At 61.9% G+C, this 20,627-nt stretch carries 18 protein-coding genes and 1 pseudogene; 4 read left to right on the top strand and 15 right to left on the bottom strand.

All coding sequences use genetic code 11. The features are described from left to right. Positions 1–54: 54 nt before the first annotated feature. The 3 genes from AC0L2U_RS29905 to AC0L2U_RS29895 all read right to left on the bottom strand — a co-directional run bounded on the left by AC0L2U_RS29905 (position 55) and on the right by AC0L2U_RS29895 (position 3,801). On the bottom strand, positions 55–858 hold the full coding sequence (locus tag AC0L2U_RS29905; protein ID WP_473603091.1) for a FecR family protein: 804 nt from the start codon (positions 856–858) through the stop codon (positions 55–57). Positions 859–869: 11 nt separating this feature from the next. After that, the gene (locus tag AC0L2U_RS29900; RefSeq protein ID WP_473603090.1) at positions 870–2,084 is read right to left on the bottom strand and encodes a tetratricopeptide repeat protein; all 1,215 of its coding nucleotides are present in this window, start codon (positions 2,082–2,084) and stop codon (positions 870–872) included. A 529-nt stretch (positions 2,085–2,613) separates the two neighbouring features. Then, positions 2,614–3,801, bottom strand: a complete 1,188-nt coding sequence (locus AC0L2U_RS29895) for a magnesium transporter (protein WP_473603088.1) — start codon at positions 3,799–3,801, stop codon at positions 2,614–2,616. A gap of 812 nt (positions 3,802–4,613) precedes the next feature. On the opposite strand from AC0L2U_RS29895, the gene AC0L2U_RS29890 reads away from it, so the two are divergent. Continuing rightward, positions 4,614–5,660, top strand: coding sequence for an aromatic ring-hydroxylating oxygenase subunit alpha (locus AC0L2U_RS29890; protein WP_473603087.1), 1,047 nt, complete (start codon positions 4,614–4,616; stop codon positions 5,658–5,660). 456 nt (positions 5,661–6,116) lie between these two features. Here AC0L2U_RS29890 and AC0L2U_RS29885 read toward each other — a convergent pair whose 3' ends face one another. The 4 genes from AC0L2U_RS29885 to AC0L2U_RS29870 all read right to left on the bottom strand — a co-directional run bounded on the left by AC0L2U_RS29885 (position 6,117) and on the right by AC0L2U_RS29870 (position 8,591). Further along, positions 6,117–7,025, bottom strand: coding sequence for a LysR family transcriptional regulator (locus AC0L2U_RS29885; RefSeq protein ID WP_127322614.1), 909 nt, complete (start codon positions 7,023–7,025; stop codon positions 6,117–6,119). Positions 7,026–7,040: 15 nt separating this feature from the next. After that, positions 7,041–7,223 (bottom strand): hypothetical protein, encoded by a 183-nt coding sequence (locus AC0L2U_RS29880; protein WP_473603086.1) that lies wholly within the window; start codon positions 7,221–7,223, stop codon positions 7,041–7,043. A 475-nt stretch (positions 7,224–7,698) separates the two neighbouring features. Beyond that, on the bottom strand, positions 7,699–8,127 hold the full coding sequence (locus AC0L2U_RS29875) for a hypothetical protein (RefSeq protein ID WP_245466439.1): 429 nt from the start codon (positions 8,125–8,127) through the stop codon (positions 7,699–7,701). 275 nt (positions 8,128–8,402) lie between these two features. Next, positions 8,403–8,591 (bottom strand): hypothetical protein, encoded by a 189-nt coding sequence (locus AC0L2U_RS29870; protein ID WP_127322616.1) that lies wholly within the window; start codon positions 8,589–8,591, stop codon positions 8,403–8,405. Between the two features lie 437 nt (positions 8,592–9,028). On the opposite strand from AC0L2U_RS29870, the gene AC0L2U_RS29865 reads away from it, so the two are divergent. Continuing rightward, a complete protein-coding gene (locus AC0L2U_RS29865; protein ID WP_473603085.1) occupies positions 9,029–10,753 on the top strand; it encodes a hypothetical protein in 1,725 nt (574 codons plus the stop codon). Positions 10,754–10,979: 226 nt separating this feature from the next. On the opposite strand, the gene atzF is transcribed toward AC0L2U_RS29865, so the two are convergent. The 8 genes from atzF to AC0L2U_RS29825 are packed head-to-tail and all read right to left on the bottom strand — an operon-like array spanning position 10,980 to position 19,313. Continuing rightward, positions 10,980–12,842 (bottom strand): allophanate hydrolase, encoded by a 1,863-nt coding sequence (gene atzF, locus AC0L2U_RS29860; protein WP_127807748.1) that lies wholly within the window; start codon positions 12,840–12,842, stop codon positions 10,980–10,982. Further along, positions 12,839–13,189 carry a cupin domain-containing protein gene (locus AC0L2U_RS29855; protein WP_127399298.1) on the bottom strand — a complete coding sequence of 117 codons (351 nt, stop codon included), beginning with the start codon at positions 13,187–13,189 and terminating at the stop codon, positions 12,839–12,841. The genes atzF and AC0L2U_RS29855 overlap by 4 nt, the downstream gene beginning before the upstream one ends. Further along, positions 13,182–13,850 (bottom strand): cysteine hydrolase family protein, encoded by a 669-nt coding sequence (locus AC0L2U_RS29850; protein ID WP_127807749.1) that lies wholly within the window; start codon positions 13,848–13,850, stop codon positions 13,182–13,184. The genes AC0L2U_RS29855 and AC0L2U_RS29850 overlap by 8 nt, the downstream gene beginning before the upstream one ends. Further along, positions 13,850–15,373 carry an ABC transporter ATP-binding protein gene (locus AC0L2U_RS29845; protein ID WP_127321990.1) on the bottom strand — a complete coding sequence of 508 codons (1,524 nt, stop codon included), beginning with the start codon at positions 15,371–15,373 and terminating at the stop codon, positions 13,850–13,852. Before AC0L2U_RS29845 ends, AC0L2U_RS29850 begins: the two co-directional genes overlap by 1 nt. Positions 15,374–15,383: 10 nt before the next feature. After that, positions 15,384–16,085, bottom strand: coding sequence for a biuret amidohydrolase (biuH, locus tag AC0L2U_RS29840; RefSeq protein WP_127321989.1), 702 nt, complete (start codon positions 16,083–16,085; stop codon positions 15,384–15,386). 14 nt (positions 16,086–16,099) lie between these two features. Next, positions 16,100–17,026 carry an ABC transporter permease gene (locus AC0L2U_RS29835; protein WP_127321988.1) on the bottom strand — a complete coding sequence of 309 codons (927 nt, stop codon included), beginning with the start codon at positions 17,024–17,026 and terminating at the stop codon, positions 16,100–16,102. After that, on the bottom strand, positions 17,026–18,156 hold the full coding sequence (locus tag AC0L2U_RS29830) for an ABC transporter permease (protein WP_473603100.1): 1,131 nt from the start codon (positions 18,154–18,156) through the stop codon (positions 17,026–17,028). The genes AC0L2U_RS29835 and AC0L2U_RS29830 overlap by 1 nt, the downstream gene beginning before the upstream one ends. A gap of 29 nt (positions 18,157–18,185) precedes the next feature. Continuing rightward, positions 18,186–19,313: a BMP family ABC transporter substrate-binding protein gene (locus AC0L2U_RS29825; RefSeq protein WP_127807751.1), complete on the bottom strand. Its 1,128-nt coding sequence runs from the start codon at positions 19,311–19,313 to the stop codon at positions 18,186–18,188. Positions 19,314–19,601: 288 nt separating this feature from the next. On the opposite strand from AC0L2U_RS29825, the gene AC0L2U_RS29820 reads away from it, so the two are divergent. Together AC0L2U_RS29820 and AC0L2U_RS29815 are read left to right on the top strand one after the other, a co-directional pair. Beyond that, positions 19,602–20,276 (top strand): GntR family transcriptional regulator, encoded by a 675-nt coding sequence (locus AC0L2U_RS29820; protein WP_127323185.1) that lies wholly within the window; start codon positions 19,602–19,604, stop codon positions 20,274–20,276. Positions 20,277–20,515: 239 nt separating this feature from the next. After that, a pseudogene (locus AC0L2U_RS29815) lies at positions 20,516–20,627 on the top strand (IS481 family transposase); the annotation flags it as partial.

Here is a 20,627-nt window from a genome sequence, read left to right as displayed (position 1 = left end):
TTGCCGCCAATCAGCCCAGGGACTACCGACCAAGCGGCTCATCGTGGGGCCAGTCTAATCGCAGTAGTAACAGCAACGCTCACCCTCACACTCGCCCCTCCGCCCCCCGCTGCCCGCAGGTGGCATTGGGCTGTCAGGGAATTCCAAGACCACTCCTGGCAATGCGCCGTCCGTGGACCCGCAGACTTCGAGCGAGCCGCCGAGTGCCGATGCACAAATTGCGCTTACGTCCAACCCAGGACCCGGAGCCCCTGGCAGGCCGGTGCCCGCTATCCGGTCAATACTGTCCAATATCGGGAAGGTGTCGATGCCACCGTAGCCGGTCAGCAGCTTGCCATCTTCCGACGTGCAGGCGTAGCCCGGGTTTGTGATGACCAGCCGTTTGCCATTGATCGTGCAGGTCATGCGGCCGGCGCGCAATATGCCGACAGTCTGGCTGGCTGCCACCAGCACTTCGATGATGCCGCCTCTCGCCCCGAGCACCATGTGCGGCGTCGCAACCTGCATGACGCCCCCTTTAGAAACTTGGCCGCCATAAAAACGTGCCAGGCCGCTGTTCATCCCGATATCGATCTTTCCGGAACCGGAGCCCGGATTGTAGACGAATTCATCGATTGTCAGGCTGGTGTTCGGACCAATCTTGGCGCTCGATTCATCCCGGAACACCAGCATTCCAAGACCGGTGGGGTCACTGCGCAACTGGTCGCCGAGTTCGACGCCAGCACCAACGTTCATTGTCCCACCGTTGTTGCGGACGATGTTGGTCTGATAGGCTGTCATCGACCCGACTGTCTCAGCGGCGGATGGTACCGTGAAAGCAAGGCAGGCGATAAAAAGAGCGATCTGACGGTACCTCATCGAGGCCTCTTTCAATTGAGCGTCAACGTATAGCTGATGAGCATTTCGAACGATTTTCGGTCGCGGTTGGCGATGGCGAAGGTGGTTTCTCGACAGGCGAGATCAACGCTGATCTTCTGGGCTTCCGTCAGCTGAAAATCGCTTTCCGAGGCAATGCGCCAGAAGTCGCTCTTAATATTTGTGCCGATTCCGACCGAGAGATCGGGAATGTCGCTGTGGCCGGCCGAGAAGGCGATCTGGTGTGACCATGCGAAAAGATCCGGTACGTTCATCAACAGGCCGCCATAGCGGACCTCGCCTGAGTAGCTGCGGCCGATTTCTCCAGATCCGGAAGCGAAGTCATTCGAGCCGACAAAGCGCAGTCCGAGCGCCTGGCCATTGCGGAAGCGGTAGCTGCCGCCTGCCTCATAGAAGACCCTGCTGTCGGCGAAAATGCCTTGCGAGGCGCTTAGATCGATGTAGCCGCCACCGGCGAAGAGCGTCGTTTCGACCGTCGGTCGAACGAGGAAACGTCCACCAAGGCCAATGCCGGTTTCCTGAATATCGCTGTCGAAACGGTCTGTAACGGTAAACGCGGAGAGCAGCAGGCGAAGCGAATCGATCCCACTATTGGGCAGCCCCTTGTCCCAGGTAATCGCTGCGTTGCCGTGGACAAAAGTCTTATCGCTACCCGGAACCGACAGGTCTTCCGTGAAAAAACGCTCTGTCGCCGTCAACGACCCTGAAAGCACCAGCGCGTCGGCACTTGGCGTGCCGAGGTCCCACCGGACAAAGCCTTCCGCCCGCCCGTAGGGCGAGACGAAGCTTTCCTCGTCCTGCGCCCCGCCCGGCGCAAAATTGGTGAATGCGCTGAATACGCCGCCGGTCAGGGCGAGTTCCCAGGTGACGCCACGCAACGCACGATCGATCCGGCCGAGGAGGCGAACAGCTTCCTGCTGCTCACCCGCGGTCAGACCGCCGACTTCGATGCCGTACTGCACCTGCCGCCGGGCCAATTCATAGGAGCCGACATGATAGTACAACCGGCTGGCGGCAAGCCTGGCGCGCGCATCGCGGGGGTATTGGATCAGATACTGCTCGATTGAGGAGATCGCCTGATCGTATTGGCCCGCGTTGACCGCAACCGTGACGAATTGGGCGAGCGTTCCATTGTCGGCCGGACTGGCGATGCGGGCCGAAAACGCATCGTCATAGGCCGTAAAAAGACCTTGTGCGCCGGCCGGCAATACCCCGCTAAAAAGCAGCGCTGCGGCGAAGCCGAAAATCGTGCGAGACGAAGATTGCATGCCGAGAACCCACCCCGACCGGACTAGTGCGAAGGAATCGCATGACTACAAGAAAAAAGGCGACTGAACTGCCACCAGATCATGCGAGCCTCAGCAGCTGTTGCAGCTGCGCAACAAGCTAACAGGCTTATTCCTATTTTTGGCTGCGCTGGTCGCAAAAACGTCTGCTTGGAGTTGCTGGACGTAATTGAAGGATTCGGCACCAGTGGCAAACAACCAGATCCTGAGTGGCGGATCGCAAACCGACGAGGTTAATATTGCTTGCGCGATTCTGCGCGTGTTCTGGTCACTGAATAGGCTTCAAGGTCATCCACGGCCTATCCAAAGGTCTTCCGGCGCGTTGCGCAAGGGGTCAGAGAGCTGCCGGAGGGTGCTTCTCACGATGCGTGCGCGATGCGGCCTGGCTCTCGCAATTCGCTGAACGCGACGAGATCAGCTTGTTGCCCCAATTTCCCAGGAACGTACCTCGCTACAGCACGAGTATGGTGGCCAGCCCCAGCATCAGGCCCATGCCTACAATATCGGTCAAGGTGGTGAGGAAGATCGCCGAAGCGACCGCCGGGTCGGCGCCGCCCCGGCGCAGGCCCAACGGGATCAGCACGCCGGAGATTCCAGACATGAGGCACGATCCGGACATAGCAAGCAGGATCACAAGTGCTAACATGGGCGCTTGGGCGGCCGACTCCGGTTGCCTCGAGGCGTAGAACCACATCGCCGCAGCCGCAAGAAGGCCGACAAGCAAGCCGTTGGCGATCCCGAGCGCGCCCTCTCTCACCACCAAGTGCAGCTTCGGTCGTTTGTCCACATCCCCCAGCGCAAGGCCACGCAGCGTCATAGCCAGTGCTTGGCAGCCCGTGTTTCCGCTCTGCCCGGCCAAGACCGGGAGGAATGCCGCCAGGGTGACGATCTTCTCGATGGTTCCTGTGAACGAACTGACCACGAATGCGGCCATGAAGGCCGTCAGGAGGTTCAACTGCAGCCACGGATGACGCTTCAAGAAGGCTGAAAACAGCGGCGTGAAAGAGCGCTCCTCCTTCTGGACACCTACCATCTGGCCAGACTGAGCGGAAATCTCAATGACTTGCTGCTCGAACAAGCGCCAGCCGCGAACCTGCCCGAGCAGCCGGTTCTCCGCGTCCACCACCGGATAGACAGGGTAGTGACGCCGTACCGCTGCCTTGCAGGCGTTGCTCAAAGAGAGACCGACATGAAGAGCGAACGGCTTGGGCAGCATGATCTGGTCGACAATGGCGTCCGGTTCGCTCAGCATCAGATCGCGCAGGACCACCAGGCCAACCAGTTTATTGCCCTCGTCCGTGACGTAGAGATAAGTGAGTTCGGTCGGCACCTGGGCGCGTCTGACAGCTTCCACCGAGGCAGCAACCGTCGTCCCGACAGGAACGCTGGCGGAAATCGGGTCCATTACCTCGACAAGCGACTCGGGGATCGCGAAATCCTCGCCATCGTCAGGGGGCCTGATGGGCCGCATATGCGATGGCAAATGCTCGGCCACCTTGCGGGCGTGCCCCTCTGGCAACAGCTCTAGTGTGTCGCGGATGAACTCGGGAGACTCTCTGGCCAGCAATTCAGCTGCGTCGTCGGGTGCCCGGGCACGCAGTGTGCGCACCAACTTCTGAACGCCGGTCTCATCTTTCATTCGCTATAACCCCCAGTTGAAGGTCACATAATATGTTAAGTATCGGATCTCACCAGTGTGGAAATACCCCAGCTTCTTTCTGCCCCAGCAGTCCGCCTTGGCTCTCGAATTTATTGCGGTCAAAACGAGTTGACGTAGGCCGCCTGACGCAAGCGTCGACCCGGCAGACGCTATCTCACCTGGGTGATCCGGGCCGGTCCGGAATTCCTGCCTGAGCAATCAATGGCCGTCGTGGGAAATGCATGTGGGCAATGGCGGGTTGGAGAGTCTGATATCGTTGCGCATCGAGAGCTATGGCGCGGTCACTGTGATGTCTGCTTCTTGGAAGCGGCTGCTAATATCTCAATGACCGAGACGAAGCGCAAAGACGCCATTCGCAAAAGTCTGGTCAGACTGAATGTCTGAGATACGCTTAAGCCAACATCAGGATTCGGCGTGCCGAACGCTCGGCGGTAAGCTGCCGTTCTAGCTTGGCGTCCTCGGGCAAAGTTTCTCTCGTCAGCTCACGACTCCATCCCCCGTCGTTCGCGAGCGAACGGCACTATTCTGATACCCGCCGTCCACCAGGCGGACGACGAACTGGGCTCGAAGTCGACCTGGGACCTGTGCTGCGGTTAAGCATCCCACGTGATGATCGCGGTCGACAACTAGGTCGGCGAATTGGAAACGACCGCCACTCCAGCAAATCTGCTTTAGAGCAAAATTGCACGCCGGCTTACAGGCTGTGCGCAGCAGAGCCAATTCTCTTGCGATGCCGCCCCGCTTACGACAGGATTGCCGCAACTGGAGGTTAGCCTATGACGCCAGACCCCTTGCGGCCCGACCAGCTGCCACTCGACACTCCGCCTGTGCAATACCTGAACCTGGACCCGTCGCTTTATGTACGCGATGATATCTGGCAGCAGGAACGGTGCAGCATCTTCGCGCACACCTGGCAGTTCATGGGGCCTGTCGCCTCGGTCGCGACGTCCGGTCAATACCTTGCCATCGACATCGCCGGCACGCCGATCTTCGCCATCCGGGGCCGGGACGGGACCTTGCGCGGATTTAAGAACGTCTGCCGCCACCGGGGGGCGAAACTTCTGGCCGATGGCGCGGGCAAATGTGGGCTGATCGTTTGCCCCTATCACAAATGGTCCTTTGCCGACACCGGACGCCTGGTGCAGGCCCCATGGTATGGCAAGGATCCCGCGATCATCGCCGAAGACTGGCCGCTGGAGACGGTGCAGTTGTCGGAATGGCGCGGGCTGCTCTTCGCGGCACTCGACCCGAAGGAAAGTCTTCTGGATCAACTTGGCTCTCTGCCCGACGAACTGGCGGACGAGCCGTTGGAGACCTATGCCGCCACCGATCAGGCCACCGTCAGCTTTACGGCGAACTGGAAGATCTACACCGACAATTTCGTCGAAGGCTACCACATTCCTGGCACACATCCCTCGTTCTACGCTGCCATCGACTTCGAAGCTTTCCAGACCACCGCCCATCCCGGTTATGTCCGGATGACCGCACCGCCGAAAGACGGTCTGTTCTATCGCGGCAAATGGCTTTGGATGTGGCCGAACTGGACGCTGTCGCTTTTCGATGGCGGCATGAACGTTAGCCGGATCAATCCGACCTCACCGCATCACACAGACCAGCATTACCATTTCTTCTTTGCCGATATCGCTGCAGAAACATCCGAGAGCAGGGCGAAATCTGTGCAAGGCACTCTGGCCGTGGTACGCGAGGACTACGCCATCTGCGCCGATACGCATCGCAACTATGCCGCAGGGGCCTATAGCTCCGGCCCGCTCTCGGGGCGGCATGAGCGGGGAGTGCAGTATTTCCAGGAACGGGTCGCTGCGGCACTGGGGCTGTGAGCGCCCCTGGCGTCCTTGTCCGCCGGATAGCTCGGCGCCGGCACGAGAGCCCTCCGGCCGGTCGAATAGGGCGGGCACGGTAAGACGAGTTACGAGCGTCGTGGCAATCGGAGCTCGCTCAATGCGGAGAGCAGATCGGCGCACGCGGCTTTGACGACCAAGTTTAGCGGGCTGGAGCTGATTGCCCCGATCGGCACCGATCGCAGGTTCTCTGCCCGTGAGGCGCGGCTGCTGCTCCGGCAATGCCTGCGTCAGCCCAGTCGCACGGCCGGCCGAGCACAGCTATCCGGTCATCTTCTGGCCCCGGGCGATCAAGGTTTCGTGGTAAGCGACCAAGGACTTGGCATGAAGTCGCGTGCGATAGCGTTCCGGGAATAGGTCGTCCTTCGATTGCATTCATTTGATAGGATGCAAGATGCCCGGCACTGCTCTTGTTCTGACCCCTAATAGGCGCCATCACGAGACCTCATACTGCTGCGCCAGCGAAGCGGAAAGCTGGTCGGCGAAACGTGCAGCGGCCACCGGTAGGGTGCGGCCCTTGAGTTGGCCGACATAGAGCATGCCAGCGGGCACGTCGCGCAAGTCGAGCGGCCGGGAGATCATGTCACCGGTCATCGTCTGGTGGGATAGGCCAATCGGGAAATGGAAGGTGATGATATCCTCTGAGATAGCGTGGTTGCGCAGGAATTCGAAGCTGTCTGACTGAATCACCGGCTCCAGCTGCAGCGATGACGATTGCGCCCCGATGTCGAGCAGGTAGCGCACACCGTAACTTGATGTGGGAAGCGCGATTGGATAGTCGAGGCAAGCGCGCAAGCGCACCGTCTCGTGAGAAGCCAGCGGATGATGGGGCCGCATAACCGCATGCACCGGCTGGTGCACCCGTATTAGTGTCATGAAGGCAGCCAGCCGGGTTGGCTCGTAGACGATGGCAATGTCGGCCGTGTGATCGACCAAGGCACGCTCGGCCTCCTCCCGGTCGCGCAGGTGCACTCCGAAGGTCACATTCGGATGTTCCTTGCGGTAGAGTGAGATCTGCATCGGCAGATGGTAGGGCAATAGCGCCTGGCTGCAGGCGATCGCCACATGGCCGCGCCGGGCGCCAGCAAGGTCTGCAATCTGCGATTTCACGTGCTCCATATCGGATAACTGGTTGCGCATGTGCTGCACTAGAAGTTCGCCGGCGCTGGACAATCGCACGCCGTGAGGCAGTCGCTCGAAAATGGCAACGCCGAGTTCGGCCTCCATCGCCAATATACGCCGATTGAGCGCCGTCGAGGTTATGGCGAGCAATTCCGCGGCGGCGCGGATCGAACCGGTCTTGGCCACCACATCGATATAGTGAGCGGAGTTCAGGTAACGCATCGGCAGCCCCCGGCATCACCGCTGCAATTCTTGCAGCAGGCTGAACAAAACATAGCACAAGACAGCAGCGCCGTCATCGAGGATAATTAATCCTGTCGAAGAAGCACCTTCAAGCGACATTGATTTTTTAAAGACAATGAAAGATGGAATAATGTTTGTTCCACTTTCTTCAACTAATTCATCGATCGAATGGAGCAATCATGCGCCACATATCAATTGTAATATTAGCTTCTCTCGGTCTTGTCGCCCTTGCAAATGTATCGGCGATCGCCGTCGAACAATGTGGCGACGCGACCGCGTCATCTGGCCTGCCAGGTTATAATCATCAATGTGGTGTGACCTCTAAGGACAGCATCGATGAAAGCGCTCTAGCGGACGTAGGCGAGCATAAAAGCTGCGGTTCGGATTGTGCGCAAGTCTACAGTCTTTGTAATACCAGCAGGGGTAGAGACTGTCGCCAAGAGTACAAAATCTGTTCTTGGAACTGCGTCTTTGGTGCGGCAATGACGATTCGCTAGTAAAGAAAACCCGACATTTGAAATTGCGCCGGAGTAGGTACCAACCCGCATACGTGCGCTGGAGATATCGTAGGGCCACACCCTTACGCTGAGGCCCCGGCGCCTGGCCCCCATTGAGGTGGCTCCTTGTGTCAAACGCGCCAACACGTTTCGTTTCAAAGAAGGTTAGCAAGCAGGCGCGCGGCTGCACCATGGTAACTAACGCAGACCTGTTTAGCCATCGGTAGCGAACACCAAGCAGTAAGTTCGGCAACGAGAATGTCGTCGTTCCCATTCACCGGCGTGGTGCTAAGTTGTCCCTGCTTGTTCATCATGATCGCTACGGTTCCGTTTGCGCCATAACCGATAGCTGCCATCCTTTGAATGCGAGTGTCGTCCTCGACGCGAATATCGAACAGAACAGAGCCACCAGTCTTTTCCGCGACGTCAGCCACTCGATCGGCAAACGGCCGATTGATATTGGCGAAAGACTGCTCGAACAAAACCAGTTCAACATACTCCGCCTTCATTGCGTGAGAGTGCGCGGCATGACGCGCAGAACCAATAGGCCATGCACGTCTTATCCACACAAAAACGACCGCCACTGAGGGTGGCCTCTTCCACAGAAAACAACATAATCACCACCCAAACACCTTCGCGCGACAACGCGTTTAGGCCAGAGATGAGACGTCCTCTTCATTAGGCCTGGAACCACTGGTTTCAGCGCCAGGGTTTCTGTATTGCGGAAATTGTACCCTGAATCGGCTGCGACATCAGAGCTATCTGGTCCAGCCTCGTTCCCGAGGCCAGTTGGGGCGCAATCAGTCGCAGACAACCGTGGGCGAGATTTGGTTCGGTCAGCGCTGGAATGACGCTGCTGTCACTGTTCCCGCTTTAGAGGAAATGTGGCGTCGCCATCCTTCTCGCCTGATAAAACGCGCGGATTGGCGCTTGAGACACCGTCGTTCTTTCCGCCTTTGTGGTGCTCTTCTGATTGGCCTCGCGCGTCTGCTTCAAGCTCCTTGCCGGGGCGCTTGCCAACTTTCTTGTCGACCGATTTTTCCACCATCAGCCTCTCCTTTGTGAAGCAATGGCAACTCTTCGATCGGCCTGAGGTTCCGGGACAATCGGCCATCGGACCGCTGCCGCCCAAAGGCGATTTCGGTCTTCGCGTCCTCCGACCCTGGGCATTTCAGGTCGTGGCAAAGTTGGACTTCAACGGCCGACATGAGGCGCATTGGAGTCCGGCAGCTTTGGGGCCGTCTGCTGTCCTTCCGGTTTTGGGCGCGATGGGCTAGAAGGCTGGCGTTCCCCTTGCGACCCGAGTCGGTCATGTGATGTGGGCGCCAGAACCCCCAAAGGCGGACGGTCGACAGCCTTTGAGGTGAGCGTAACGAGATTCCGTCAACGGGTGGATGCCGAAAGACGGCACCGACCCGAGATCAGTAGCTTTATCATTTTTTGAATTCTGCGCGGTAAGTTCCGCGCATGTGGTTGAAGACTTACTTGATCATCACCGGCGTCGGCGCGTTCGTGGCGCTGACAATGCCATGGCTGGTCATCATCGGCAGTTTCCTGATCATCCCGGGGCTCATCCTCGGGTGGATGCCAACGGGCTTCATGTATGGCATCGCTTTCGCGCTGTTCTGCTTGCTGCTCGGAAGTTTCCTTTCAGGCGTTCCTCTGAACGTCATGTCGGGCGCCGCGACGCTGGCACTGTTTTGGACCATCCCCCAGCCAGGCCTCACCTGGGCGAGGGGCATGCTGGCCAGCCTGGAGGAGCCGGACATTCAGTCGAACGCACCGATTGCGCTCAAGGGCGATATTCTCCTCGCCCGCCCGTTCGAGGGCCGTTGCGATGCATTGTGCGCTGCCTTGCTCAAGACCCCGGGCGTAACTTCGGTCCGCGTCCAGACCCTTCGCGGTCAATCCTATACCTATCGCGTCGTGCCGGACTCGACGCCCGGCAAACGAAGCACCGTCATCGGGCATGGCCTGCTGGAAGAGCGCCGCTACGATGCCTCCGATCCGCTCGCCCCTCAGCGCGCGCTGGAAGCCGAATGGAACCTGATGATGTCAGAGGGCAAGGCGCTGCTGCAAAGCGACGACGCCCCCGAACCCGACTTCACCATCGCTATCGAGGACGGCCCTGCCGCGCCCGATTCCAAGCCCCGATCGGGACGGTTGGATTGGTCGCTCGAACCATCCGCACCCCACCGCAAGGCGCTCACCATCACCGACGCCGGTGAACAGGTGCTGCTGCGGCAGTCGATCCTGTCGATCTTTGCCCCGGCGGCGCCGTTGCTGATCGGGACTTCGGGCGGGATCGAGAACTTCCGGTTCGGCTGGGCGCGTCTGCGGCTCGGTGACGGAAGGATGTACGCCGAGGTTCCGGTCAACCGGCTGCTGCTCGACCACACCAGCGTTTCGCGCGGCGTGAATATGGAAGCGGCGAAAGCGAGAACGCGCGAGGAACTTGCCAGAGCGCTCGACGATCCGCGTAAGCCGGTGAGCGGTCCCGTGTTCGCGCTCGCCAATCAATGGATGGACTCGTTCCGCGCGAACGACCAGCCGCTCGGCGAAAGCGACCGGCGCCTGCTGGTTCGCGTCTTGGAGGACCCACGGGTGCGATCCCCAGACGGGCTGTGGGCGATCATCAAACAGGTCGATGGCGACTCCGCCGATTTGCGGCGGCTCGCCGCCCGCCGCTACCTCGCGGCCACCGACAAGAAGGAGGCGCGCCACTGGATCAATGCCCTGGCCGGCCTCCCTGTGGGTGCATACACCGATCCTCTGCCCGAAGAGCGCGCGATTCTCGCAGATCCGGCGGTCAGCCGCTTTGCCACCGACCTGATCAAGCGCCAGGGGGACCGCGGCGTCGATGCCGTGCCCGACCTGTTGCGGCTGCTGCGCGAGTACTCCGTCTACGATCCGGGCAAGTATGGCTTCAGCGACCTGACCGCGGCTACCGATGCCGTGCGTAGCGGCTTTCGCCGCATTGGCCCTGCGGCCTCTTTCGCGCGGCCTGAGATCGAGCAGCTCTTGGCTTCGCCGGGTCTGAAGTACCGCTACAAGACGCTCGGCCAGGAAGAATGGGACACGCTGCTGGTCGTCCTCGGGAAGCCTGTCGAAACGCTTACCAAGCCGGAAAACCGAAGTGGAACCGACGCGAGGTACCGCGAGCGCGTCGCTCAACGGGCCGCCAAGCCTTACGACCCACGCCGGGATTGATCGCCGAAACGGGACGAAGAATCTTCGCGGGCAGAGCTAGCCGCTTCGTCCTACCGGTCTTTCCGATATTCCATGGTGTGCGACCGTGTGGCGGGATCAAATCGAGTAACCCATCGTGTTACTCCTCCGGTTTTGATTGGCCACTCGAGAAACGAGAGATGAAGGCAGAAGCGGGGCCGATAGCGAAACGGCAGCTTCCGGCTTCGCGATCAAGGATATCACAAGTTTAACCGCCGCGGGCGGTGTCGCCACCTGCTCTTGCCTCCGCATATTCCGTTGACGAAGTGTTCAAGCGGGAACGATCTGACAGAAAGCGGCGCCAGCCCCCAAATGACGAGATATCAAAAGCGCCCAGCAAGCCCACAGATTCCACTAGAAAACCTTTGGCGGTGCTGCCGTCATCAAGCTCTATATTGCCAATGCCCAGGGGCGACGGGATGGCGGCCACAAAGTGGCCGAATGCGTCGGCAGGTAGCCGCCAAACCTCTACCTCGATCGCAGTGCCGCCGTTTTCAACACGGACCAGTCCCGGCTTAGGCGTGGTCTGGCCCGCGAGCTCATATAGCTTGTATGAAGATGCCGTCCTCATCGCCCGGCAGAACCGGGCACCAGCCTCCTTGAGATGGCCATTGAGCGGCATTCCCGAGAGGTGAGCGCCGACCACCACCAACTCGATAGTGCCATCTTCGACTGATGCGCCGACAGGCTGCGCGCTCGGCTGCCGCCAGCCAGTCGCGCCGAGGGTGGGACTGCTCGCGGCATGGAGATCGCGCGCGACGGATGCTACAAGGCCGTCCGCTCCGGCGGCCGCAAGCAGCGTCACGCTCATCGGCAGCCCGTCGTCGCGCTTGCCGGTCGGCACGGCGATGCCGCACATGTCCAGAAGATTGACGAAATTGGTGTAGGTGCCGAGCCGGCTGTTGGTCTCGACGGGATCGGTGAGCACGGTAGCAGTGGTATAGTGCGTTGGGGCGGTCGGCACGCAGAACAGGTCGACCGAGGCGATGACCGGGGCGAGCTTCGCCTTGTAGGCCTGCAAGGCGTAGAGGCCGCAAAAGGCGTCTGCCGCCGACAGGTTACTGGCGCCGCCGATGATCTTGCGCGTCACCGGATGCAAGGCGGCTTCGTTGGCTTCCATGAAATCGCGGATCGCCGCATAGCGCTCGGCCACCCAGGCACCCTCATAGAGTAGGTTGGCGGTGGCGTAGAAATCGCCGAAGGGGATTTCGACCAGCCGGCAGCCAAGCCGCGACAGAATGGCAAGCGAAGCTTCGAAACCAGTCTGCATGGCCGTATCGCCGAAGAATTTGAGCTCCGCTTTTACAGGCACGCCGACGGTCAGCACCGGTTGGCGCGCGGCGAGCGGCTGGACGGCGATGTCACGCGAATAAGGATCGGCAGCGTCGCGCGCGGCGGCAACGGAGAACACCCCATACGCATCATCGACGGTCAGCGCGAACACCGAGACGCAATCGAGCGTGCGGCAGGCCGGCACGACGCCGGCGGCCGACAACGCGCCGACCGTCGGCTTCAGCCCGACGATGTTGTTGAGGCCGGCCGGAATGCGGCCGGAGCCGGCGGTGTCGGTGCCAAGCGCGAAGGAGACGATGCCGCGCGCCGTCGCCACCGCCGACCCCGAGGAGGAGCCGCCTGGCACAAGCGCCTCGTCGATGGCATTGCGCGGGATCGGCCAGGGCGTGCGCACGCCGACGAGGCCGGTGGCGAACTGGTCGAGATTGGTCTTGCCGACGACCAACGCACCGGCCGCTTTCAGCCGCGCCACAACGGTGGCGTCTTTCTCGGGCCAATAGGTGTATTCGGCGCAGGCGGCCGTCGTGGGCATGCCGGCGACGTCGATGTTGTCCTTGACGGCGAAGGGAATGCCCCAGAGCGGCTTTGTCGCCGGGTCGAACGGACCGAGTGCCGCGGCCTGGGCTAGGAGATCCGCCTTGGCGGTGAGATGGATGAAGATGCCCGGGTCGTCGGCCGCTTCGATGCGGGTGAAGATCGTCGCGATCACATCGCCAACGGCGAGGCCTCCCCGATAGGCTGCGTGAAGGCTCGCTATGTCGAAATGGATATCGCTCATTTCGTCTTCTCCAGAATGATCACCGGCAGGTCCCACTGGATCAGCACGACGCAACCGTCCTTCGTCCACACCGAATGCTCGGTGCCGACCGGGTTCAGGATGACGCTGCCAACGGGATAGTCGCCGTTCTCGTCGCTCTGGGTGCCTTCCAGCACGACGATGGTTTCCAGCCCGACATGTCGGTGTCGCGGCACGCTGGCGCCGGACCGGTATTTCAGGATCGCGACCGACGGCTCGACCGGCCCGCCCTTCAGCAGCCAGTGCACGCTGATGCCGTCGCGGAAATATTCGAACGCGAGATCGCGCCAGCCGCCGTCGAGCAGGCCGGCAAAGGCAAAATTAGGCATTGGCAATTCCCTCGAGCACCTGGTCGGTCGTTGCCGTCCAGCCGACGATGGCGCCCTGCGCCCGGATCATGGCTAGTGCCGCCGCCTTGAATTCGGGAAAATAGCTTTCCGTCGCGTCTTCGGCGAGCAGGCACTCATAGCCGCGATCGTTGGCCTCGCGCATCGTCGTCTGCACGCAGACCTCGGTGGTGACGCCGGCGAAAACCAGCTGCTGTGCGCCGAGCCGCTTCAGCTCGCCACCGAAGCTGGTCGCGTAGAAGGCGCCCTTGCCGGGCTTTTCGATGACGATCTCGCCCGGCAGCGGCGCAAGCTCGTCGAGGATTGCGGTGCCCGGCTCGCCGACGATCAGCACGCGGCCCATCGGCCCGACATCGCCGATGCGGATCGCCGGATTGCCGCGATTGCGCTTGGCCGGCGGCAGGTCCGACAGGTCGGCGCGGTGGCACTCCATGGTGTGGATCACCGGCAGGCCGGCGGCGCGAAAACCTTCGATCAGTTTCTTCACCGTCGGCACGATCGCGGCCACCCGGCTGACGTCGTTGCCAAGGCTGGCGCCGAAGCCGCCGGGCTCGGCGAAATCGCGCTGCATGTCGATGACGACCAGCGCCATCGTCTGCGGCTTGAAGGAGAAGGCGAACGGCTGCGCATCAATCTCCGCCATCAGTGATGTCCCGCCATATGCTCGCCGATGGTCTGCACGCTCGCTTGCGCGATCGGCGTCTCGTAGACCAGCGCGCCGTCCGACATGACGAAAATGCGGTCGGACAGTTCCAAAAGCTCGTCGAGGTCCTCCGACATCAGCAGCACTGCCGCACCCGCATTGCGCGCCTTCATGATGCGGGCGCGGATTTCGGCCACCGCCGAGAAGTCGAGGCCGAAGCACGGGTTGGAGACGATCAGCAGGTCGACCTCGCCGGTCAGTTCGCGCGCCAGCACGGCGCGCTGCACATTGCCGCCCGACAGCGAGGCGATGGGCGAGGATAGCGAGGCGGTCTTGACCTTGAACTGCTCGACCAGCTTGGCGCTGAACGCGCGTATGGCGCTGGCGCTGATCCAGTTCACCGGCCTGCCGTTGCCGTCGATGTCGAAGGTGCGGAAGGAGATGTTCTCGGCCACCGTCATTTTTGGCGCGCAGGCATTCTTCAGCGGCTCTTCCGGGATGAGCCGCACATTGAGCGCGCGCGCCTCGGCCCGCGTCGCCGCATAGGCGGAGCCGCGTACCAGCACCTCGCCACCGTCGCGCGGCCGCTGGCCGGCCAGGACCTCGAGGAATTCCTTCTGGCCATTGCCGGAAATGCCGGCGATGCCGACGATCTCGCCCGAACGCACGCCGAGATTCTCGATGCGGATCGACTTCAGCCCGGTGCGGTCCGGCGCCTTCAGCGATTTGACCTTGAGCACGATCTCGGCATCGGGTTTCGGCGCCGCGCGACTGTCGAGCGCGGCGATCGGCTGGTCGCCGATCATCATCGCCGCCATCGCCTTGTGGTCGAGGTCGGCGACGCGGCCGGTTCCCGTCAGCCTGCCCTTGCGCAGCACGCTGACATCGTCGGCGAAGGCGGTGACCTCATGGAATTTGTGCGAAATCATCAGCACGGTGAGGTCGCCGGCCTTGGTCATGTCGCGCACCAGCCCCAGCACCTCCTGCGCCTCACCGGGCGTCAGCACCGAGGTTGGCTCGTCCAGCACTAGAAAGCTGCGGCCAAGATAGAGCTGCTTGATGATTTCGAGCTTCTGCTTTTCGCCGGCGGCGAGTTCCGCCACCTTAACGTCGAGCGGCAGCTTGAACGGCATGCGCTCCATGAACACGGCAAGGTCGGCTCGTTCCCTACGCCAATCGATAATGCCCGGAACCTTCTCGCGCGAGATGACGAGGTTTTCCGCACCGGTCAGCGACGGCACCAGCGTAAAATGCTGATAGACCATACCGAGCCCGAGCGCCGAGGCGTCGCGCGGACTAGCGATCGCCACCTCGCGGCCATCGACCAGCAGGTCGCCTGATGTCGGGTGATAAAAACCCATCATGCATTTGACCAGCGTCGACTTGCCGGCGCCGTTCTCGCCGAGCAGCGCGTGGAAGGAGCCCGCCGGCACCTTCACCGACACGGCATCCAGCGCCGTGAAGGCGCCGAAGCGCATGGTCATGCCGATGGTCTCGACGCCGACCGCTTTCCTGTCATTCATCGCGGCCTCCTCATGGCAACTGCGCGACAAGCGCCTTGGAATTCGACACCGTGCCGAAGACGCCGCCCTGCATCTTGATCATCTTGATCGCCGCCAGATGGTTGTCGTAGTCGGTCGCCCCGCAGCAATCCTCCAGCATCATGCATTCATAGCCGCGGTCGTTGGCCTCGCGCATGGTGGTGTGCACGCAGACATCCGTGGTGATGCCGGTCAGCACGATGTTCTCGATGCCGCGCTGATTGAGGATGAGCTCCAGGTCGGTGGCGCAGAACGAGCCCTTGCCGGGCTTATCGATGATCGGCTCGCCCTCGGTCGGGTAAAGGTCGGGGATGATGTCCCAGCCCGGCTCGCCGCGCACCAGGATGCGCCCGCACGGGCCAGGGTCGCCGATGCCGGCATTGATGCGGCGCGAGCGCCAGCGCTTGTTGGCCGGCAGGTCGGCGAGATCGGGCCTGTGCCCCTCGCGCGTGTGGATGATGGTGTAGCCCTTGGCTCGCATCGTCGACAGCACCAACTTGATCGGCTCGATCGGTGCGCGCACCAGCGACAGATCGTAGCCCATATGGTCGACATAGCCGCCCGGCCCGCAGAAATCGGTCTGCATGTCGATGATGATCAGCGCCGTGTTGTCGGGCCGCAGGTCGCCATTGTAGGGCCAAGGATAAGGCTCGGCGTCGATCGTATGCTGAGTGACTTCGGCTCTGGCGTTCATCGGCAAAACTCCAGTCATTTGGTGATCGACAATTCGCCCGGCGCGCCCGCAAGCGTTCGTGTCGGCGACGAGGTGGCGATCATGATGATGAGGGTGAGGATGTAGGGAGCGGCGTAGAACATGTAGTAGCCCTGCGTGACGCCGACCGATTGAAGCGCCGGGCCGAGAGCTCCCGCCCCGCCGAACAAAAGCGCTGCAGCAAAGCAGCCGAGCGGGTTCCAGCGCGCGAAGATGACCAGCGCCACCGCCATCAGGCCCTGGCCCGACGAGATGCGTTCGGTCCAGCTGCCGGGATAGTAGAGCGACAGGTAGGCGCCGCCGATGCCGGCCAGCGCGCCACCGACACCGGTGGCGAGCAGCCGCACCGTATCGGGGTTGAGGCCCATGGCGCGTGCCGCGTCCGAACTGTCGCCGACGACGCGCACGATGAGGCCGGCGCGGGTGTTGCGGAACGCCCACCACAGGATGACCGACAGCACCGCGCCGATCAGGAACAGCACGTTGACGTCGAGTGCGGCTTGCACCTGCGGAATGTCGGACCAGCCGCCGAAGGGAATGGCCGGCAGATTGGGCGCCTTCGGCTTGATAAACGGCTTGCCGAAGAAGAAGGCGAGACCCGAGCCGAACAGCATCAGCGCGATGCCGACGGCGATGTCGTTGACTTTCGGGAATCTGCAGATCCAGCCATGGAACAGGCCGAAGCACAGGCCGGCGAAGGCGGCGGCGATGAGGCCGAGCCATGGCGAGCCCGTCATCACCGCCACCGCATAGGCGGTCATCGCACCGAAGACCAGCGTGCCTTCGAGCCCCAAATTGATGCGACCCGAACGCTCGGTGATCGCCTCGCCCAGCGAGACGAAGATGAAGGGCGTCGACACGCGGATGGCGCCGCCGAGCACGGCCAGCGGCACGCCCCAGAGGCCGATCTCGGTCGCGTCCATCAGGCGGCTCCCTTCACGAGATCGGGTCTTTTCCAAAGATCGGGATTGAAGGCCTTGAAGCGGCCGTAGAGGGTTTCGCTGAACAGGATGACGATGAAGATCATGCCTTGCAGCACCAGCACCGTGGCGTCGGGCAGGTCCATGCGGCGCTGTATCAGCCCGCCCGAGGCGTCGATGCCGCCAAGCAGGATGGCGAACGGAATGATGGCCAGCGGATTGTGGCGGGCCAGGAAGGCGACAAGGATGCCGGTGTAACCATAGCCGGCGGAAAGCGAGGCGTTGGCGCTCCCCTGCACGGCGGCGACCTCCAGCATGCCGGCAAGCCCGGCAAAGCCGCCAGCGAGCGCGGTGAAGCCGACGATCAGCGGCCCGACGGCCAGCCCCTGTACCTGTGCTGCCCGCACATTGCCGCCGGCGATGCGCGCGGCAAAACCCCAGCGGGTCTTTTCGATGAGCAACCAGGAGAGGATGCAAGCGACGACACCGACAACCAGCCCCCAATGCACGTCCATGCCCGGAATGTTGCCGATGCGGTAGATGTCCGCCAGCGGCTGCGTTGACGGCTTGTTGAGCGAGGCCGGGTCGCGCAACGGCCCTTCCACCAGCTGGTTCATCAGCGCGATGGCGATGTAGGCCATCAGCAGGCTGGAAATGGTTTCGTTGACGGCCCGGTAATGGCGCAGCGCGCCGACGGCACCGATCCAGATGCCGCCGGCGGCCATGCCCGCCACGCCCATGGCAAGAATGACGATTGACGATGGCCCGCCGCTGAGCGCAGTGCCGGCTGCCGCAGCGGCGACGCCGCCGAGCACGATTGCACCCTCGCCGCCGATGACGACGAGGCCGAGCCGGGCCGGCAGGGCCACGCAGAGCGCGGCCAGCAGCAGGGGAGCGGCGCGCGACAGCGAGTTCTGGACCGAGAACCAGGAGCCGAAGCCGCCGCGCCACATGGTCTGGTAGAGCAGGATCGGCGACTTGCCGACGAGCACAATGAACAGGCTGAACAGCGCCATGCCGACGATCAGCGCCGCGAGCGGAATGACCAAAGCCTCCGCCCGCCGCGCAATCCATTCCACCGCCGCCGAATAGGCCTTGGCGCTGAAGAGTGCCGGAATGCCGGCCCCTGTCATCGTGTCCGTCATCGCCCCACCCCCTCAGATCAGGCGGTCGAACCGACGACGCCCTCGACCAGATAATCCATGCTTTCGAGCTCGATCGCGGTCTCCGGGAATGCTTGGCTCGCGGTGGCGACGACAGCCCCCTTGTTGCTCTTCAGCGGTCCCTTGATGACGGCGAAGCCGCCGTTCATCATTTCGGCCAGCGTGGCGTCGAACTGCTTGCGCGTCGGCTCGCCGACGGCGGGACCGAGCGGGCTCATCTTGACGAAGCCGTCGGCCAGGCCACCGCGCGTGAAGTTGGGCAGTGGCGTGCCGGCGACGAGGTCGTCGACGAACATCTTGTAGACCTTGGCCCAGTTCCACTCGGCCCCGGTGAGGTATTTTTCCGGCGCCAGCGGGCTCTGGTTGGCGTGATAGCCGCACACGAAGGCCCCACGGCCGGCGGTCGTCTCGACCACCACTTTCGGGCTATCGACATGGCAGCTAATAACGTCGGCGCCCTGGTCGACCAGTGCGTTGGTGGCTTCCGCTTCCTTGACCGCCAGCGACCATTCGCCGGTGAAAATGACCTGGCAAGTGATGGTCGGATCAACCGAGCGCGCGCCGAGCAGGAAGGAATTGATGTTGAGCAGCACCTGCGGGATCGGCTTGGCGGCGACGAAGCCGAGCTTCTTCGTCTTGGAAGTGTGGCCGGCGACAACGCCGTTGAGATACTGGCCCATACCGATATAGCCGAAATAGGAGCCGGCATTCATCGGGTGCTTGGCCTTGTCCCACATGCCACCGCAATGGCGGAACTGCACGTCGGGGAATTTCGTGCACATGGCCAGCATGTGGGGGTCGAAATAGCCGAACGAGGTCGGGAAGATCAGCGAGGCGCCGTCGAGATTGATCATCGATTCCATCGTCTTCTGGACGTCGACCGTCTCCGGCACGTTCTCCTCCTCGACGATGGAGATGCCCTCGATACCCTTCAACGCCGCCGCCCCTTCGGCATGCGCCTGGTTGTAGCCGTAGTCGTCCTTCGGCCCGACATAGATGAAGCCGACGGTGGCGGCAGCGGCAAAGGCCCTGCTGATGGGGAAGGCAGCGGACGCAAGCCCGAGTGCGGCTCCAGCGGCGGAGGTCTTGAGTAGCTCGCGGCGGTTAAGCGTGAATCTCGCGGTCATTGTGAATGCTCCCCTGTAGGACCCTTTCCGGGCCGGTTAACATGCCGTCAACAAAGTGCATGCAATCGCCATGCCAGTTTCTTTGGCGAAATTAATGAATGGAATCAGTCGTACATTTAAAAGAGCCTGCTTATGTAGCGGGCAATTGCATGCACTTCTTGCCTTGAAAACAGCCAATTTGACAGGCAGATTAAAATAGAGGCATACAGGGGTATGTTGAGTCGATGGGCCGCTGCGTCGACCCTCCACAAGAAGACGGGCGGAGGAGATTTGTCGGGGAAGCGCAACTTGATCAGGTCGGGCAAGACCGTGGATCAGATGGTGAGGGCGATCGGGGACCGGATCGTCACCGGCTACCTACGCCCCGGCGAAAAGCTCGACGAGACCTCCCTCGCCGCCCGCTTCGACGTATCACGCACCCCGGTCAGGGAGGCGCTCGGCCACCTCAGCGCCATGGGGCTGGTCGAAAGGCGGCCCAACCGGGGTGCTATCGTGGCTGTCGTGACGCAAGAGCATCTCGCCTCGATGTTCGAGAGCATGGCCGAACTGGAGGCGATCTGCGCGCGCTTCTCGGCCGAGCGCATGACCAGTGCCGAGCGCCGCTCGCTCGAAATCGAGCATCAGGCTTCGGCGCGGATGGTGCAACTGGGCGCCGAGGAGGACTACGAGTATTTCAATACCGAGTTCCACACCCGGCTCTATCGTGGTGCCCACAACCCGCATATCCACGATCTCACCGTGATGACCCGCAGCCGGTTGGCACCCTTCCGGCGCGCTCAGTTCATGCTGCCCGGACGGTTGGCCAAATCCTGGCAGGAACACGAGTTAATCGTCACCGCAATCATGCGCGGAGACGGCGCTGCTGCGGGCAAGGCCGCCAGGGATCATGTCTCTATCGTCAGCGAGGCGAGCGCGGTGTTCGCGGCTGATGGCGGCAAGCCAGTTCGGCGGGACGTGGCCTGAAAATTCCGAACATCCCGAATCTCGGGACGATGTCTGCTTCCAGGCGGCGCACAGTATCGCGCAACGGCTGATATGAGGCGCTACGCTGCTCGGCAGCAAGGCTTTGAAGCAGCATGGTCAACCAGACCGATATACGTGCCCCAGTTGGTATTCTACGTCGAGGCGTGAGCGATGAGGGACTAGATGTTTGATCCCAGATTTTGATGGGCATCCTTGTCCTCCGAATCAAGGGATGCGCTATGGGCCAGGTTCTTCATGGGAGCGCCACGACGACAGGCGGTCCGTCGAGCGATACAGCATAGTCAAGAGAGCCTGAGGGCGCTGGCGAAGCGCTACGGGGTCAACCAAAAG

The organism is Mesorhizobium sp. WSM4808 (genome assembly GCF_055811675.1).
The sequence above is the reverse complement of the archived record's forward strand: the minus strand, read 5'-3'. Positions and strand labels throughout refer to the sequence as shown.

Excerpts from the sequence above, each read along its gene's own strand:
- AC0L2U_RS29905 (WP_473603091.1), bottom strand. The coding sequence starts at position 858 with ATGAGGTACCGTCAGATCGCTCTTTTTATCGCCTGCCTTGCTTTCACG.
- AC0L2U_RS29895 (WP_473603088.1), bottom strand. The coding sequence starts at position 3,801 with ATGAAAGATGAGACCGGCGTTCAGAAGTTGGTGCGCACACTGCGTGCC.
- AC0L2U_RS29885 (WP_127322614.1), bottom strand. The coding sequence starts at position 7,025 with ATGCGTTACCTGAACTCCGCTCACTATATCGATGTGGTGGCCAAGACC.
- AC0L2U_RS29870 (WP_127322616.1), bottom strand. The coding sequence starts at position 8,591 with ATGGTGGAAAAATCGGTCGACAAGAAAGTTGGCAAGCGCCCCGGCAAG.
- atzF (WP_127807748.1), bottom strand. The coding sequence starts at position 12,842 with ATGAGCGATATCCATTTCGACATAGCGAGCCTTCACGCAGCCTATCGG.
- AC0L2U_RS29855 (WP_127399298.1), bottom strand. The coding sequence starts at position 13,189 with ATGCCTAATTTTGCCTTTGCCGGCCTGCTCGACGGCGGCTGGCGCGAT.
- AC0L2U_RS29850 (WP_127807749.1), bottom strand. The coding sequence starts at position 13,850 with ATGGCGGAGATTGATGCGCAGCCGTTCGCCTTCTCCTTCAAGCCGCAG.
- AC0L2U_RS29845 (WP_127321990.1), bottom strand. The coding sequence starts at position 15,373 with ATGAATGACAGGAAAGCGGTCGGCGTCGAGACCATCGGCATGACCATG.
- biuH (WP_127321989.1), bottom strand. The coding sequence starts at position 16,085 with ATGAACGCCAGAGCCGAAGTCACTCAGCATACGATCGACGCCGAGCCT.
- AC0L2U_RS29835 (WP_127321988.1), bottom strand. The coding sequence starts at position 17,026 with ATGGACGCGACCGAGATCGGCCTCTGGGGCGTGCCGCTGGCCGTGCTC.
- AC0L2U_RS29830 (WP_473603100.1), bottom strand. The coding sequence starts at position 18,156 with ATGACAGGGGCCGGCATTCCGGCACTCTTCAGCGCCAAGGCCTATTCG.
- AC0L2U_RS29825 (WP_127807751.1), bottom strand. The coding sequence starts at position 19,313 with ATGACCGCGAGATTCACGCTTAACCGCCGCGAGCTACTCAAGACCTCC.